6 protein-coding genes are annotated in these 16082 nt (G+C 70.3%); 4 read left to right on the top strand and 2 right to left on the bottom strand.

Annotation, left to right across the window (positions count from 1 at the left end; translation table 11 throughout):
* Positions 1-76: 76 nt before the first annotated feature.
* A complete protein-coding gene (locus AQJ66_RS06160; RefSeq protein ID WP_061917730.1) occupies positions 77-916 on the bottom strand; it encodes a hypothetical protein in 840 nt (279 codons plus the stop codon).
* A gap of 357 nt (positions 917-1273) precedes the next feature.
* Here AQJ66_RS06160 and AQJ66_RS06155 point away from each other — a divergent pair, with 357 nt between their 5' ends.
* Positions 1274-7141 (top strand): AAA domain-containing protein, encoded by a 5868-nt coding sequence (locus AQJ66_RS06155; RefSeq protein WP_244162757.1) that lies wholly within the window; start codon positions 1274-1276, stop codon positions 7139-7141.
* Between the two features lie 58 nt (positions 7142-7199).
* On the opposite strand, the gene AQJ66_RS06150 is transcribed toward AQJ66_RS06155, so the two are convergent.
* Positions 7200-9371: a UvrD-helicase domain-containing protein gene (locus AQJ66_RS06150; RefSeq protein WP_061917727.1), complete on the bottom strand. Its 2172-nt coding sequence runs from the start codon at positions 9369-9371 to the stop codon at positions 7200-7202.
* A 181-nt stretch (positions 9372-9552) separates the two neighbouring features.
* Here AQJ66_RS06150 and drmA point away from each other — a divergent pair, with 181 nt between their 5' ends.
* Genes drmA through drmC form a run of 3 tightly spaced genes read left to right on the top strand, consistent with a single transcriptional unit; the run spans position 9553 to position 16051 of the window.
* Positions 9553-13383, top strand: coding sequence for a DISARM system helicase DrmA (gene drmA, locus AQJ66_RS06145; RefSeq protein WP_208611291.1), 3831 nt, complete (start codon positions 9553-9555; stop codon positions 13381-13383).
* Positions 13380-15275 (top strand): DUF1998 domain-containing protein, encoded by a 1896-nt coding sequence (drmB, locus tag AQJ66_RS06140; protein WP_061917722.1) that lies wholly within the window; start codon positions 13380-13382, stop codon positions 15273-15275. The genes drmA and drmB overlap by 4 nt, the downstream gene beginning before the upstream one ends.
* The gene (gene drmC / locus AQJ66_RS06135; RefSeq protein ID WP_061917719.1) at positions 15272-16051 is read left to right on the top strand and encodes a DISARM system phospholipase D-like protein DrmC; all 780 of its coding nucleotides are present in this window, start codon (positions 15272-15274) and stop codon (positions 16049-16051) included. The genes drmB and drmC overlap by 4 nt, the downstream gene beginning before the upstream one ends.
* The last annotated feature ends 31 nt before the right edge of the window (positions 16052-16082 follow it).

Genomic DNA, 16082 nt, shown 5'->3' with positions numbered 1-16082 from the left:
AGTGCCACAGGCCCGGCCCATCCATGTCCCGGTGTTTCTCGCGCCAGGGGCGGCTGTACGCTGAATCTATGCCTTGTCAGGCGCCGTTGTCCGCCGATGTCAGAGCCGAGCGACTGGAGATGCGGGGCATGGTCTCGTTGGGGGAGCGGCGCAGCAGCTTGATGCTGCGGCCCTCGACCCACGCGTTCCACGCCTTGAGGTAGTAGAGCAGGTGCTCACGTGAGTCGTCGCGACGCCGGTGTGCGTTGCCCAATGCCAGGTTGAGCATGGTGTTGCGCAGCGTGAGCCGCGGGTCGCCCGGCTCCAGGCGCGCGCCGGTGACGACTCCCTCCTCCCAGGCGGACTGGTCGATGTCGGGCCGGGCCTCGGTGGTGACGTACCAGCCGATCGTCGCGGCCGTGACGGTGATGCGGCATCCGCGGTTCAAGGCGATGCCGTGCTGCAGGGCGTCGCGGACACCGGGGTGCTTGCCGAGCACATCCAGGAGCTGGTCGTTGCTCGTGACCGACGATCCGCCGCTCCAGGAGGAGTTCGGCGCGGTCCGGTAGAGGTGCAGTCCTCGCAGGGCGGCCGCCAGATGGGTCGCGTTGGCCTCACCCGCAAGGGCGAGTGCGTCGCGGCCGGTGCGCTTGCGGCCTGTGTCCATCACGGTGAACGCCGTGCGCGGCACACCGCGCGTGACGGTCAGCTGCACGGTGGCTCCCGCCTTGACGATGGCCGCCAAGCGGTGCTGTCCGTCGATCAGGACGCCGTCCTCGTCGAAGGCGATGCCCTGATGAGTCAGCTGCCACTCACCACGCTGGATCTGGGCGGCCAGTTGCTGCACCGTGCCCTTGCTGAGCGGTCGGTTGTTGGTGTTGCGCGTCAGCCACTGTGCCGCCAACTGGGGCGAGACGTCGACCACTTGCATGTCCATGGCGCGATTGCCCTTCTCCGGGAACGACGTCACGCACAACGCACGGGTGACGCCCTTGAGATCCTGCCGTGCAACTGTGAACTGAGTCAATGACTTTCACTCATCGATGTCGACGTCTATCGTGGCGCCCGGAACGCGCTGAAGTCGTTGCTTGATAGCTCACCGTTGAAGCTTGCGGCCCGGCGGTTCTCAGAGCGGCGTTTGCCGTCAGGGGTTGCTGATACGCTCGCCGCGTGTGCTCAGTTCACACTCAAGTTCGCGCGCCGGGGGGCGCCTTGTGGGCGGCTTGAGGCGGCTGGGCGAGATGTCACCGAACGGGTCATGAGCTGGCCCTCAGCACACAGTGGGGTGGGGCGTGTGAGTCAGGATGAGAGCGTGCCGGGTGACGGCGCGCGGCCGGTCGGTTCCGTCTACCAGTACGACGACGGGCTGTACGTACGGGTGGACGACGTGGTGCCGTACGTATCGGCCGGCGCCGACGACAGTCACGGGTACCGGCCGGGTGACGACTTGGTGCGCTGCACCCTGCACCTGAGCAACGGCACCGGGCGGCCCGTCGACGTGGACGGGATCACCCTGCTCGTGCGCGGCGGCCCCTATGGCAAAACGGCTCGTCAGGTTCAGGATCGCAGCGGTGATCTGCTCGACGACGAGCTGGAGGGCACCCTGCGCACGGGACGCAGGCTCTCCGCCACGTGGGCCTACAGCATCCCGGCCGGAACCGCCGACGACCTGGACATCGAGGTCCGTTTCCGGGGTGCACACGATCGGGAGAGTGTCACCTTCACCACGGCCGCGACCGCCGTGCCGGCCACGCTCGGCACCGGCGCCGCGTTCTTGTCCCGTGACAGCGGCACGCAGGCCGAGCCCGGCGGCGACCTCGGCATCCGCGCCGGCGGATTCGTGCAGCAGCCCAGCGCCCGTGCCACGCTCGACGCCGTCCCCGCGCAGCCGGCCGGCCCGGGGCGCCAGGTCACGCCGCCACCCGCGCCCCAACTCCCCGGCGACGAACTCGACGCCGCACGCGTGCGGCAGATCTTCCGCTTCCTCGCCGAGGCGGAGGAGTCGAAGACGCGCCCTGTGCGTACGCTGGACGGGGCGGCCGGCATCGTGTGGTTCGACGAACTGCCCGACGACGACGGTGTCGCGGTGATGATCGACGGCATGCTCGGCACCGACGAGCCGGCCTGGTTGACCGTCACCCGCCCCGAGCGCGAGGACGCACCGCACCCCAAGACTCTGCTCGCCCCCTGGGTGGACGAGAACCGCATCCGCGACTTCAAGCAGACCCGCGCCCCACTCCTGCGCCGGCGTATCGAGCCTGAGTTCCCCGACTGGTCTCAGGGCATCCCGCTCGACAAGACCTACCACGAGCTGGACGAGCACCCCCAGCGGGAGAAGATCGAGAAGCTGTACGCCGCCTGGGAACAGGAGTGGCTCGCGTGGGCGGAGCGGCGCCGCGCGATCGACCCCGTCGTCAGGCTGTACGACCGGCTGCACAAGATGCACGAGGACGCCGCCAACCTCGGTGAGGCCTACGAACTCGTGCTCGGTCTCGGACGGCTGACCTGGCAGACGGCCGCGGGACAGCGGGTGGAACGGCACCTCGTCACCCACCGGGCCGCTCTCCGGCTCGATCCGTCCACCGGCACGCTCACCGCTGCCCCCGATCCGACCGGTGCCGGACTGGAACTCGAAGAGGGCATGCTCGAAGGGGCCCATCACGTGCCGGGTCCCGTGCGGGAGAGGATCGTCGAGGTGCTGGAAGGCGCCTCCGACGTGACGGACCCCGAACACCTCGACGCCGTGAACACCGCCCTGCGCAGCTGGGTAAACGCCGCGCACAGCGCAGGCAGCTACGCACCGACGGTGGAGCGGGCCAAGCCGCGCAGCCTCGACGTGCCGCAGGTGGGACTCACCCCCGCACTCGTCCTGCGGGAACGTAGCCGCCGCTCGACCATGGACGCGCTCAAGGCCATCGCCCGGCAGATCGACGCGGGCACCCTGCCCACCGAGCTGCTCAGCTACATCGCGGGCCGCGACGGCGCGCTGACCGCGGCCGACCTCGCGGCGGCGGAGGGCGGGACCGCGACCGACAGCGACGAGATGTACTTCGCCCTGCCCGCCAACGAGGAGCAGCGCACGATCGCCGAGCGTCTGCGCGCCAACCGGCTCGTCGTCGTCCAGGGTCCGCCCGGCACCGGCAAGACGCACACCATCGCCAACCTGGTCACGGACCTGCTCGCCCAGGGCAAGCGGGTCCTCATCACCAGCCACACCCCGCGTGCCCTGCGCGTGCTGCGGGACAAGCTTCCGGAGTCCATCCGAGACCTGTGCGTGAGTCGTACCGAGGACGGCGCCGCCGCCCAGCGCGAGCTGGAGGCGTCCGTGCACAAGATCCTCAGTGAGTACGCCGGCTACGACGAGAAGGCCTCCTGGAAGGCGGTCAAGGCACTCCAGTCACGACTCGCCAGGGCCCGGGCCGCTCAGCAGGCCATGCTGCGCGACCTCGCGGTGCTGCGCGAGCAGGAAACCCACCGCTTCGAGGCGGAGATCGGCGACTACAGCGGCAGCCTCCAGGAGATCGCCGAGCGCCTCACCGCGGAGACGGGACGATACGACTGGCTCGGCCCGGTTCCGCAGGAGCAGCCCGCCCTGACCGCCGACGAGACCCTGCGTCTGCTGCACGCCACCCGCGCCTATACCCCGCACCATCAGGCTTTGGCCGCCGAGGTGCCCGGACCCTCCGAACTGCCGAGTCCTGGTGACTTCGAGGAGGCCGTGCGGGTCGTGCGGTCGGCCGAGGACGCGCATGCCACCGCGCGCCAGGATCCCCTGTGCGCGGAGTACGACGCGGTCGTGCGGAGCCTGAGTGAGGCCGAACAGCAGCGACTGTCCTCGGCCCTCGACGCCTTCTCCGCCGCCCGTGCCCGTGCCGCGTCCCTCGCCGCTCCGGCCGGCGACTGGGCCGCGGTGCTGCTGAAAGAGGTGACCGAGGGCCAGGACTGGCAGGCCCGCAGCCGGCGGGCCGCCGTCTCCGATGCCCTCGCCGCCGTCGACGCCTCGCTCGCCACGCTGGGCACGGCCATGGTCAGCGGCCTGGACCAGTACGACCCGGCCACGGCGCTCGCCCAGGCCACCGCTCTGCACGACGGGCTCGGTCAGGGCCAGAAACTGCGCGGGCCCCTCGGCATGCGCTCCAAGCTGGCGAAGACGGTCGGCGCGTTCGTGGACGCCGTACGGGTCGACGGACGTACTCCGGAGGACGTCCCGACGGCGGCTGTCGTCCTCGCCCGTGTCCAGCTCGAACTGCGTCTGGCGCAGGTGGAGTCCGAGTGGGGCACTCCGGCCGCCGCCTGGCACGGACACGGGCCGCGCCTCGCACGGCTGCGTCAGGAGGCGGAGGTGCTCGACGCGCTGCTCGCCGTCGCCGCCGCACGTACCGACGTCCTGACCGCCGCGGCCACCGCACCGGCACTCGCCGTCGCCACCTGGCACAACGCTTCCGTCGAGCACGCCGTGCGCATCCTGCTGCGTGCGGCGACGACGCTGCGCGCGGCCGAAGAGTGCCGCAAGGTCATCGCGGACACCGAGGAACTGCTGCGCGCCTGGAGCGACCGGCCCGGTGCCGCACTCGCGGTCGTGCGCGCCCTCGACGCCGTACGCGACCGGGACCCCGACGGTTACCGCTCGTTCAGCGAAGAGATGGCCGAGGTGCGGGAAGCGGCACGGCTGCGGGCCGAACACGACACGGCTCTCACCTGTGTCCGCGAGGCGTTCCCGGCTCTGGCCGAGCGCATCACGGCCACGCACGAGGACACCGCCTGGGACACCCGGCTGCCCGAGCTCGCCGAGGCCTGGGCCTGGTCCGCGTGGCGTGAGCGCATGGAGCGGCTGACCGACCCCGAGGCCGAACGCGCCCTGCGCAGGCGGCTGACGGAGGCGGACGACGAGGCCCGCATCATGCTCGCCCGGCTCGCCGCCGCCCGCGCCTGGCACCGCTGCCTCGGCCTGCTCACCGGCGACCAGTCCCGGGCACTGAGCGCCTACCAGCAGGCCGCCCGGCGTATCAAGGGCAAGTACCAGCACCGCTACCGGCGCGACGCCCAGGCCGCCCTGCGCAAGGCACAGACGGCGGTGCCGGCCTGGATCATGCCGTTGCACCAGGTCGCCGAGACGGTGCCCATGGACCGGCCGGGCATGTTCGACGTCGTCATCGTCGACGAGGCCAGCCAGTCCGGCCTGGAGGCCATGCTGCTGAGCTGGCTCGCCGACCGGATGGTCGTCGTCGGCGACAGCAAGCAGGTCAGCCCGTCCAACGTCGGCCTCAAGCAGGACGAGTACTTCCACCTCAGGGACCGCCTGCTCACCGCGCTGGAACCGGACGTCCGCAGCCTGTTCGGCCCCGACTCCAGCTTCTTCGACCTCACCGAAGCGCTCTCGGCGGGCCGCGGCACGCTCATGCTCAAGGAGCACTTCCGGTGCATGCCGGAGATCATCTCCTTCTCCAACGACCTCTGCTACAACCGCGATCTGCTGCCCCTGCGGCAGTACGGGGCCGACCGGCTGCCCCCGGTCCGCACCGTGCACGTCGAACACGGTGAAGCCCTCGGCGTCAACTCCCGTCTGTGCAACCCCGCCGAGGCCGAGGCACTCGTCGACGCCGTCGTGCGGTGCTGCGCCGACCCGGCCTACGACGGGAAGACCATGGGGGTCATCAGCCTCCGCGCCAGCAAGGGTCACCTGACCGAACTGGAGAACCTGCTGGCCGACCGCCTCGACTACGAGCAGCGAGAAGAGCGGCGCATCCGGGTCGGCGACGCCGAGGACTTCCAGGGAGACGAGCGGCACGTCATGTTCGTCTCCTGCGTCAACTCACCGGCCACGGGTGCCGGGTTCGTGCCGGGCGGCTTCAACGGCAAGACCTACGAGCAGCGGATCAACGTGGCGGCCTCGCGCGCGCAGGACCAGGTGTGGGTGTTCCACAGCGCGCGGGCCGAACACTTCCACGAGAACGACCTGCGCCGACGGTGGCTCGACCACCTCACCCGGCCCGCGGAGGAGGACACCGCCGCGATCGAGGGCGAGGTCCTGCCCGACGTCAGGCACGAAGCGTTCGACAGTCTGTTCCAGCAGAAGGTGTACCTGGAACTGACGGCTCTTGGTTATCGGGTTCGCCCGGGATACAAGGTGGGACGCCACACCCTCGATCTGGTGGTGGAGGGCGGGACGCGCCGGCTCGCGGTCGCCTGCGACGGCGACGCCTTCGCCGACGGCGAGGACGCCTCCACGGCGGCGGCCAGGCAGCGAGACCTGGAACGTGTCGACTGGACGTTCGTCCGGATCCGCGGCAGCCGGTTCCACCTCGATCGCGAGCAGGCGCTGGCGCCCCTGTGGGCCGAGCTGGAACGGCTGGGCATCGAGCCGGTGCGGGAGGAGACGGAGCAGTCGGGCACCGCAGCCGACACCGGGCGCGCCGGGACGGAGCCGAACGGCGAAAGCGCGGCGACCGAGCACGGGAGCGAACCGAGCGAGAACTCGGGCGGTACAGGAACGGGGACCGTGGCCACCGCCGTGGAGGCCGTACCGGCGCCCGTGGATCCGCGCGAGTCGTTGCGCGGTCCGGACGCGGAGGCGATGTCCGCTCCGGCGATGCCGTCCGCGGTGTCGTCGAAGGACCGCGCAGACACCGGCCCCTCCGCGGGCCCCGCCCGGCCGGCAGAGCCCGGCGTTGCGCCGGCCGGCCCGGGCCCGGTCGCGCGGAGCTCACTGCCGGTCCGGCAGATCCCCGCCGCGGCCTTCCAGCGGCTGGTACGCGAGGCGCAGCAGCTGCAGGTGGCCCTTGACGCTCCCGACGAGACTCCCGACGGGGCCGATGCGGCGCAGCTCGTCTTCCTCAGGAAGACGCGGGCCGACCAGCGTGACCGGCGCGCGAAGCGTCTCACCTTCCTGCGGACGTTCCTCGACTCCGTCGGCATAGGGCGGGAAGCAACCGTCCCGGATGTGGTGATCCCGGGCGCGCTGCTGGTCCTGGAGTTCGACGGTGACATCGACGAGGACACCCTGTACACCGTCGCCGAACTGCCCACGGAGGAGGCGGACATTGTCTCTCCGTCGTCCCCCCTCGGCCATGCGCTGATGTGGCAGCCTGCCGGACGTGAGATCTCGTACGACGCGTCCCAGGGCAAGAGGCGCACCGTCGTCGTCCGGGAGATAAGAGCCTGAGCTCTCCGACCGCCGGCCCTGTCACTCGTGCGGTACGGGTGACAGGGCCACGCGTGTCTCAGTCGGCGACCGGGTCCAGCAGACGGCTGCGCTGACCGCTCCAGGAGATGGCCAATGCGTCACGTGCCCGTGTGCAGGCGACGAAGAGCAGGCAGTGCTCGGCCAGCAGATCGGAGCGGTGCTGAACGGCGTCCTCGTCGGCGGGCGTCACCTGCGGAGCGAAGGGGAGCACGCTCGACGTCACGCCCACGACGGCCACGCAGCGGAACTCCAGTCCCTTCATCGCGTGCATCGTCGCCACGCGCACACCGGACACCTCCGGGCCCGGGTCGTCCCTGACCGCGACCGCCGGTACGCCCTCCCGGCGCAGACGCGTGATGACCGCGTCGACCAGCGTGTTGAACCGGGCGCACACCGCCACCTCGGACGGCCTCACGCCGTCCTGGTCCACCCAGACCCGGATCTGCTCCACCAGCGCACGCAGTTCGTCGTCCTGACTGGCATGGCCCCGGGCCACCGGAACGCGGCCGTGCAGCTCGGAACGGTAGCCGTGCAGCGAGTCACGGCCGCCCTCATCGTCGTCGTCCTCACCGAGCCGGCCCACCGGCTGACCGTCCAGGAGTGACGCCGACCAGCGCAGGATCTCCTCGGTACTGCGGTAGTTGATACGTAGGCGGGACGTGCGCCCACACACATGGACGCCCAGCGAGCGAAGCGAGACCTGCGAGTCGTAGATACGCTGGTGGGGATCACCGACGAGGAACAGGTCGTCGGCCTGTTCGGCGACGCAGCCGCGCAGCACCCGCCACTGGGCCGGGTGCAGGTCCTGTGCCTCGTCCACCACGACGTGCCGGTAGCGCGGCCCCTTCTCGGCCAGGATCCGGGCGGCCTGGTCACAGAGCATCGTGTACGTCGCCGAGTCGCGCGCGGTCAGGTCCGCCGTGAACCGCTCCATCACCCGCCACAGCCGCGCCCGCTGCACCCGTCCGACCTGCGTACCGCGCCCCCTGCGCACGCAGCGCAGATACTCCTCGGGTGTCCGCAGGCCTTGAGCCAGGACGACGCTGCGGAACTCCTGGGAGAGGAAGCGTTCCGACCAGGGCAGGTCCTCGCGGGCGGCGGCACGGGTCCAGGCGCTCTTCTCGGCGGCCGCCGACAACGGCTTCGGTGAACTGCCCCTCGCCTCCCGTATGACCCGGGCGGCGAGCGAGTCCACCGTCGTGACGTCGACCCGGTCGAGCAGGTGGGCGTCGGCGTCACCGAGCAGCAGTGCGAGGCTGTCCCTCAGGGCGGCCGCCATGGCGTTGGTGAAGGTGGTGAGCAGGATCCGGTCGCCCTCGTGCCCGGAGCGCAGCAGATGCCGGACCCGGTGCAGCGCGACGACGGTCTTGCCGGTGCCCGGGCCGCCCGTCACCTGAGCCGGTCCGTTGAATCCGGGATGGTAGGCGTACCGGCGCTGAGCGGGATGCAGGAAGACGCGCCAGCGGGTGAAGTCCTCGGTGAGGATGCGCTCCAGCTCACCGGGGCCGGTGACTTCCACGATGCGGTCGGGCGTGTTGAGGATCGCCTCGCTGAGCGTGACGGCCGGCCGGTCCTCGGCCGTGCGAACCGTCTGCCCCCGCGGAGCTATCAACTGCTCCCAGACGTCCTCGGGCGAGTAGTCGGCCGCCAGGTACTCCAGCACCTCGTACTGGTCGGCGGGCATCATGGGCGGCGCCATGACCGTGAGGTCGTCTGCCGTGACGCACACCCGCGCCAGCCGCAGCACCTGATCGTCGACGCCCAGATCGCGCAGCACGGTGTCGGAGTGCTGAGCGAACAGACGTGCCGGTGTCTCGACCGCCTTCGTCTCGAAGTAGGTCTCCATCTGCTCAAGCGCCTCGACATTGCGGACCTCCAGTCCGCCGGTGGCCCCGTTGACCGAGTAGGCGCGCTTGCACGCCCAGTTGATCGCCTCGTCGTGCGATGCGACGCGCAGCAGCGTGTACAGCCCGCTCCCGTCGTCCGGGGCGAGGAGAACTCCCCGGTAGAACCGGGTGATCCGGATCGTGCGGATCCGGGGGTCGCGCGCTCCTTCGAGCTTCTCCAGATGCATTCCCTTGCTGGCGTGCAGTTGAGGCACGGTCAGGCCCCGGAACATCTGGATCGCGTCGTTGACGTCCTTCTGAACCGGTCTCTGCAACGAGATCAGGTCCGCGACGAAGTCGTCGGAGAGTGCGAGACGGGGCATGGGCGTCCTCGGGTCACGGGCGGGCGGTGGGCGAGCACCAGACTAGAGACTGATCGGGATGCCGGCGACGAAGCCTACGGGAATCATTGTGTGAACTCAGTCAACAATCTATATTTCTGATGCCGTCACACCATCGGTGCACGCCCGAATCGCAACGGACCTGTCCGAAAGGACCCATCGCATGCCGGCCCAGCCTGCCCAGGCCGCTGTCCCACATCCACTCGACGAAGTTCCCCAGACGTTCCGGGCCGGGGACTCCTACGCGGTCAGGGACGCACTCGTGACCTACATCCGCCGGGACCTGCTCGGCCCCTGGGACGGCGAGACGGAGACCCTGCCGAGCGCCTCCTCCGGGCCGCGCGATCGTTACCTGGTCGGCATGCTCGGTCCCCGCCCCCAGGCCGTCACCACGGAAGGGATCGCCCGGGCGGCGGCACAGAGCGCGGACGGCGAGTCGGGCGACGAGCAGGAAGGTGACGACAGTGCCCTCCAGGACCGGCTGAGCCCGCAGGCCGCCGGGCACATCTGGGCGTCGTCCATGGGTCTGTCCTTCACGGTCCCGGCATCCGTCGGCACGCTCAGTGCCGTGGTCCGCTGGGGGCGGTACACGCAGTCGGAGGAAGCCACCGAGCGGGGGACGACCCGCAGGGTCTGGTCGCGTGAGCCCGTCGAGCACCTGGTGGACATCGACGTGACGGGTGGGAGCGACCGGGCCGTCGAACTCGACGGCGAAGCCGTGGTCCTCGACGTGCAGGTACGCCGGCACACGGGTCGCACGGACGCCGAGGATCTGCGGATAGTCGAGCTGGCCCTGGTGAACCGGCAGCCGGACAGCCGGGACGCACGCGACGCCCACTGGCTCTTCCAGACCGAGATCGACGTCACCGCCTTCCCCGACGACCAGGCCGCCGTCTTCCTGCCGGTCGACGATCCCCTCGACACGGCCGGCCCCGGCAAGGTGCCCGAGGACCCCGAAGAGCGGCGGCTGCGTCTCCTCTACCGGGACAGCCTGAGCCACGCCAAGGGCCGCAACGTGGCCGTGCACGCCCACGTCCGCGCCGGCGAACGCAACGCCCACCGCCTGACCACCGTCTGGCTTCCCGAGTACGACGTGAGGGCTACGACCGCCCCGGCACTCGAGGACCAGGACCTGCTCCATGGGCTGGAGTTGGGCATGGACGAACTGGCCGCGCTCGCCGTGCCCGACCGCCGGGCCGATCTCGGCGCGGCCCTGGCACCGCTGGCCGACGGGTACGGCGCCTGGCTGGAGCAGCAGCGCCGGGCAGCCCGCTCACTCCCCGACGACCTGCGCGAATCGGCCGAGGTCGCGATCGAGCAGGCACTCGAGGTCTGTGACCGCATCACCCTCGGCATCGATCGGCTCCTGGCCGACGAAACGGCCCTGGCAGCCTTCCGGTTCGCCAACCGGGCCATGGCCCTGCAGCGGCGCAACACCGCCGTCGCGGCCGCCCGCGCCGGCCGTGAGAACGACCCCCTTTCCTATCGGGAGGCCCAGGAGGAGGTGCACGCCAAGGGCAAGGCGGCAGCCAGCTGGCGCCCGTTCCAGCTCGCCTTCGTGCTGTTGAACATCGCCTCCCTCACCCAGCCCGGACACCCGCACCGCGGCACCGGCCGGGCAGCCCTCGTCGATCTGCTCTTCTTCCCGACCGGTGGCGGCAAGACCGAGGCGTATCTGGGCCTGGCCGCCTACACCTTCGCGCTGAGACGCCTGCAGGGGACGATCGGCTCCGGATCCGAGGCCCGCAGCGGCGAGGCCGGGGTGGGCGTGCTCATGCGCTACACCTTGCGACTGCTGACCGCCCAGCAGTTCCAGCGTGCCGCCGCCCTGGTGAGCGCCTGCGAGGTGCTGCGCCGCGAGGAGTTCGCACGAGACCGGCGCTGGGGCTCCACTCCCTTCCGTATCGGGCTCTGGGTTGGCACCTCCGTGTCGCCGAACTGGTTCGACGAGGCGAAGGAACAGATCGCCGAGGCCAAGGAGAGCGCCAGCGACAAGCACGCCCGCGTCCTGCAGGTCCTCACCTGCCCCTGGTGCGGCAGCGGACTGACGGCCCGCTCGAACATGGAGTACGACGAAGGCCGTCGCCGCATCCTGCTGTACTGTCCGCGCGGGGAGGGGGACGACCGTTGCCCCTTCTCCCGTCGCGAATCGCTCGGGGAGGGGATCCCGGTCCTCACCGTCGACGAGGAGATCTACCGGCTGGCGCCCTCGCTGCTGATCGCCACGGTCGACAAGTTCGCCCAGCTCCCCTGGAACGGCTACGCGGGCCTGCTGTTCGGCAGGGTCACCGAGCTCTGCCCCCGCCACGGGTACCGGCACGACGACCTGGATGCCAAGACAGGCTGCGGTGGCCGGCACAACGCCCGGGGCGCCCTGCCCGGTGTCACCGCCCAGCCCGTCACCCGTCTGCGGCCCCCGGATCTGATCATCCAGGACGAGCTGCACCTGATATCCGGGGCACTCGGCACCACCGTGGGCCTCTTCGAAGCCGCGGTCGACCAGTTGTGCACCTGGAGCTTCACCGACGCCCACGGACGGCGCCAGGAGACCGGCCCCAAGATCGTCGCGTCCACCGCGACCACCAAGCGGGCCGCCGACCAGGTGCGCGGTGTCTTCGGCCGCGAGGTCGCCGTCTTCCCGCCGCAGGTGGTGGACGTCGGCGACACCTTCTTCTCGCGGCAGGTGGAACTCAGCCGGGAGAACCCGGGCCGTCGCTACCTCGGTGTGTGCGCGCACGGAACACGACTGAAAGCCGCCGAGATCCGCGTCGCGGAGATCCTGCTGCTCGCCGGACAGCAGCTCTTCGATGACTACGGCAGCCCCGCGGACCCGTACATGACCCTTGTCGGCTACTTCAACGCGACCCGCGAACTCGCCGGTATGCGAAGGTACATGGACGACGACATCACCACCCGGGTGCGTTCCAACGGCAGCCGCAAGGGCCAGGACACGCTCTCGGACCGCATCGTGAGCAGAACGGGGATGCTCAGCATCCAGGAACTGACCTCCCGTATCTCCTCGGCGGACATCGGAGCCGCCCTGAAGCGGCTGGAGATCGAGTTCGACCCCGAGCGTGACACCTCGGTACGGCGGCGCGCCTTCATCCGCGAGTACGCGACCGCCATGAAAGAGAAGCGAGAGCCCCGCGCCTCCATGACACCGGCCGTCCGGCAGGCCGTCGACGTGGTCCTCGCCACCTCAATGCTGCAGGTCGGTGTCGACGTCTCCCGATTCGGCCTGATGCTGGTCGTCGGCCAGCCCAAGAACACCGCCGAGTACATCCAGGCGTCCTCTCGGGTCGGCCGTGACGCCAGGCGCCCAGGTCTGGTGGTGACCCTCTACAACTGGTCGCGGCCCCGCGACCTCGCGCACTACGAGGACTTCGAGCACTACCACGCGACGTTCTACCGTCAGGTGGAGGCCCTCTCCGTCACCCCGTACACCCGCCGCGCACTCGACCGGGGCGTCGCCGCCACCTACGTCGCCGCGCTGCGGCACGCGGCCTACGACACTTCCCGCAACCTCGACGCCCACCACGTCGACCTCGACGGGCCGCTCGCGCAGGAGATCGAACGGCGGCTTCTGGAACGCGCCGAACGGGTGGGCGGCGACCGGCCGCGCCAGTACCTGAGCGAACGGCTGGACCGGCTGAAGGACGAATGGCGCCGCAAGCGCGACGAGAGCAGCTCAGCGCTCGGCTACCGCAAGGAGAAGCACAAGACGACCGTCGTGAACGGACTGCTCAGGCGCGCCGACGGATCCCGGTGGACCGAGCTGACCGTCGGCATGTCGATGCGCGAGACGGAGAACGAGATCAACCTGCTCCTGCCCGGCGGCGGAGCGTTCCTGGAAGAACCCTCGGGCGGCGGACCCGACTGGACGTTCGGGGCGTCCGCGACCGAGTCCGACGCCGACCCCGACACGGCGACCACCGTGGACAGTGACGAGTACGGGCCCCTCACAGCCGACACGGCCAGGAAGGCACAGCGATGAGCACCCATGCCGGCAACCGCAGGGTCGGTGCCGTACGGCCCAGCCACCTCATGTTCACCGCCGGTGTCGGCGCACTCGTCGACCTGCCGAACTTCTCGGTCCTCATCCGCGGTATCGATTCCTGGAGCCATTCCGGGATCACCGACTACGACATCGACGAGCCCCGCCTCCGCGCCGCGGTCAACCGGTCCCTCCAGCGCTACGGCCGCGGACAGGTCGAGCAGCTGCGGGCCGCTCCCTGGCTCGAGGGCGCCGACACGGATCCGAAAGGCTGGGCGGCCCAGGGGGTCGGCGTGCCCGTGACGCCCTTCCCGCAGTGGCTGCGCTGCACCGCGTGCAATGTGCTGGCGGCCGTCGACTCCGGAGAGTTCGCTTTCATCAACTCCAACCCGCGGACTCCGCACGAGGCCAAGTTCGTCCACGACTGCAAGCGGGGCAAGCCACTCGCCGTGGCCGCCCGCTTCACCCTGGTCTGCACCGCAGGGCATCTCGACGAGTTCCCGTACACCGCGTACGTCCACCATGGCCAGGCCTGCGGCAAGACTCCACGTCCGAAGCTGCGCATGAAGGACCACGGCGGCAACCAGGCCGCCAACGTCACCATCGAATGCGTCGCCTGCGGCGTCAAGCGCAACATACGGGAAGCCATGGGGGAGCGGGGCCGCCGCAACCTGCCTGCATGCCGCGGGCGGCACCCGCACCTGGGCACCTTCGAGTCGAACGGCTGCGCGCAGGAGTCCGTCCTGATGGTGGCGGGCGCGTCCAACCAGTGGTTCCCCCTCACCCTCAGTGCGCTGGCCCTGCCCAAGGCGCAGGGCGGGGACATCGACAAGCTCCTCGACGACCACTGGCCCGACCTCGAACTCATCGAGGACCGGACGCAGTTCGACTTCGTGGCACGCATGCCGAAGTTCGCCTTCCTGAAGGAGTTCGACGCTGACGGCGTCATCGCGGCCATCGGAGCGCGCAAACAGGGGACGGCCGGACCGGCTCCCTCCGCGCCCGACGTTCAGGCCGACCTCTTCGGGCCGGAATGGGACGCGCTCTCCGGACCAGTCCCTGCCCCCAGTGACGACTTCGCGCTGCGGCAGGTCCCGGTGCCGGCCCGTATGAGCGAGTTGTTCGCCGACATCAGACAGGTCGAGCGGCTGCGCGAGGCACGGGCACTGATCGGCTTCACCCGGCTCGACGCGCCCGACCCGGAATCCCCGGAGGTCGCGACGCGAGTCGAACTGTCCCGCGGAGTCCGCAACTGGGTGCCGGCGAGTGAGGTGCGCGGCGAGGGTGTCTTCCTGCGCGTACGGGACGGTCTGATGGCGGAGTGGGTCGCACGCATGGAGAAGTCCGCGCAGATGGAGGCACACAGAGAGGCCTACGCACGATTCCGGGCCAACCGGAAGTCGGACCGCAAGACGAGTGCCTTCGACCCCTACTACGGCTGGCCCGGAGCACGGTACATCGCCCTGCACACCCTGTCCCACCTGCTGATCCGCACCATCGCCCTGGAATGCGGGTACAACTCCGCCTCGCTCGCCGAGCGAATATACGCGGGAGACGAGCAGAACCCGAGGACGGGCATCCTCATCTACACTGCGGTTCCGGACTCCGAGGGCACCTTGGGCGGTCTGGTCTCCCTCGCCGAGGAACGCGAGTTCGACCGGATAGTGCGCCGGGCCCTGACCGACGCCGGTCATTGCTCGGCCGATCCGCTCTGCGCCGAGCGTCTGCCGCACGACCCGGCCGACTTCCTCCACGGAGCCGCGTGCCACGTCTGTCTGTTCGTGTCGGAAACGACGTGCGAACGCGGCAACCGGTTCCTGGACCGCCGGTTCCTCGTCCCGCTGGCCGGGGACAAGGAACCGGTGCTGACGCCGGTCGGTCTCCTGCCGTGAGCCGGGTCGCGTTCGAGAAGGCCGCCGAGGCCGCCGTCGCGGCCCTCGGGCTCTCTCGCAGCAAGGACCTCGCTGGGCTGCTCGCCGAGGCACGCTCCAGAGAACGGATACTGACCGCGCTGGCGACACCAGCGGTCGGCGAGGCCGTGGCGCGACTGTGCGACGCGATCGAGTCGGAGTCGGTCCCGCCGGCCGAGGCGGCCGCCTATCTGCGCGGCTACGTCGCCGCCCGGAAGAAGGCCCGGGACGCGGTCCGGGTGCGCACGGTGTGGAGCGGCCCCTCCACACCTGCCGTACCCGTTCGCGCCACCGCTCAGGTGCTCATCGAGGTCATCGATCAGGCCCAGCACGAACTGCTGGCCATGACATACGCGGCTCGTGCCTACCCCGCCCTGACACGAGCCCTCACAAAGGCCGTGGACAGAGGCGTGCAGACGCACGTCGTGGTCGAGACCCTGGCCGGCGCCGGCGGACTCCTTTCGGGGAAGGAGCCCGCCGACGCCTTCACGTCGGTACCCGGGGTGAAGGTGTGGACCTGGGCCCGGGACCCGGCCCAGCAGGCCGGCTCCCGTCAGCACGCCAAGCTCGCCGTCGCCGATCGCCACACGCTCTTCCTCGGCAGCGCCAACCTGACCGAGGCCGCCGCTCGGCGCAACATCGAGGCCGGCGTGCTCATCACCGGCGGTGAAACACCGCGACGTGCGGCCGAACACATCGTGGAGTTGCAAAGCCTGGGTGTGCTGAGGCCTCTTCAGCCTCGGCAACCAGGTGCATAGCGCACCCGAGCCCCTGCCGCCCCGCACACGG

The sequence above is a fragment of the Streptomyces bungoensis genome, from assembly GCF_001514215.1.
Taxonomy (GTDB): domain Bacteria; phylum Actinomycetota; class Actinomycetes; order Streptomycetales; family Streptomycetaceae; genus Streptomyces; species Streptomyces bungoensis.
Note: the sequence above shows the minus strand (reverse complement) of the source record. Positions and strands in the feature narration are given on the sequence as shown.

Excerpts from the sequence above, each read along its gene's own strand:
- drmA (WP_208611291.1), top strand. The coding sequence starts at position 9,553 with ATGCCGGCCCAGCCTGCCCAGGCCGCTGTCCCACATCCACTCGACGAA.
- drmB (WP_061917722.1), top strand. The coding sequence starts at position 13,380 with ATGAGCACCCATGCCGGCAACCGCAGGGTCGGTGCCGTACGGCCCAGC.
- AQJ66_RS06160 (WP_061917730.1), bottom strand. The coding sequence starts at position 916 with ATGGACATGCAAGTGGTCGACGTCTCGCCCCAGTTGGCGGCACAGTGG.
- AQJ66_RS06150 (WP_061917727.1), bottom strand. The coding sequence starts at position 9,371 with ATGCCCCGTCTCGCACTCTCCGACGACTTCGTCGCGGACCTGATCTCG.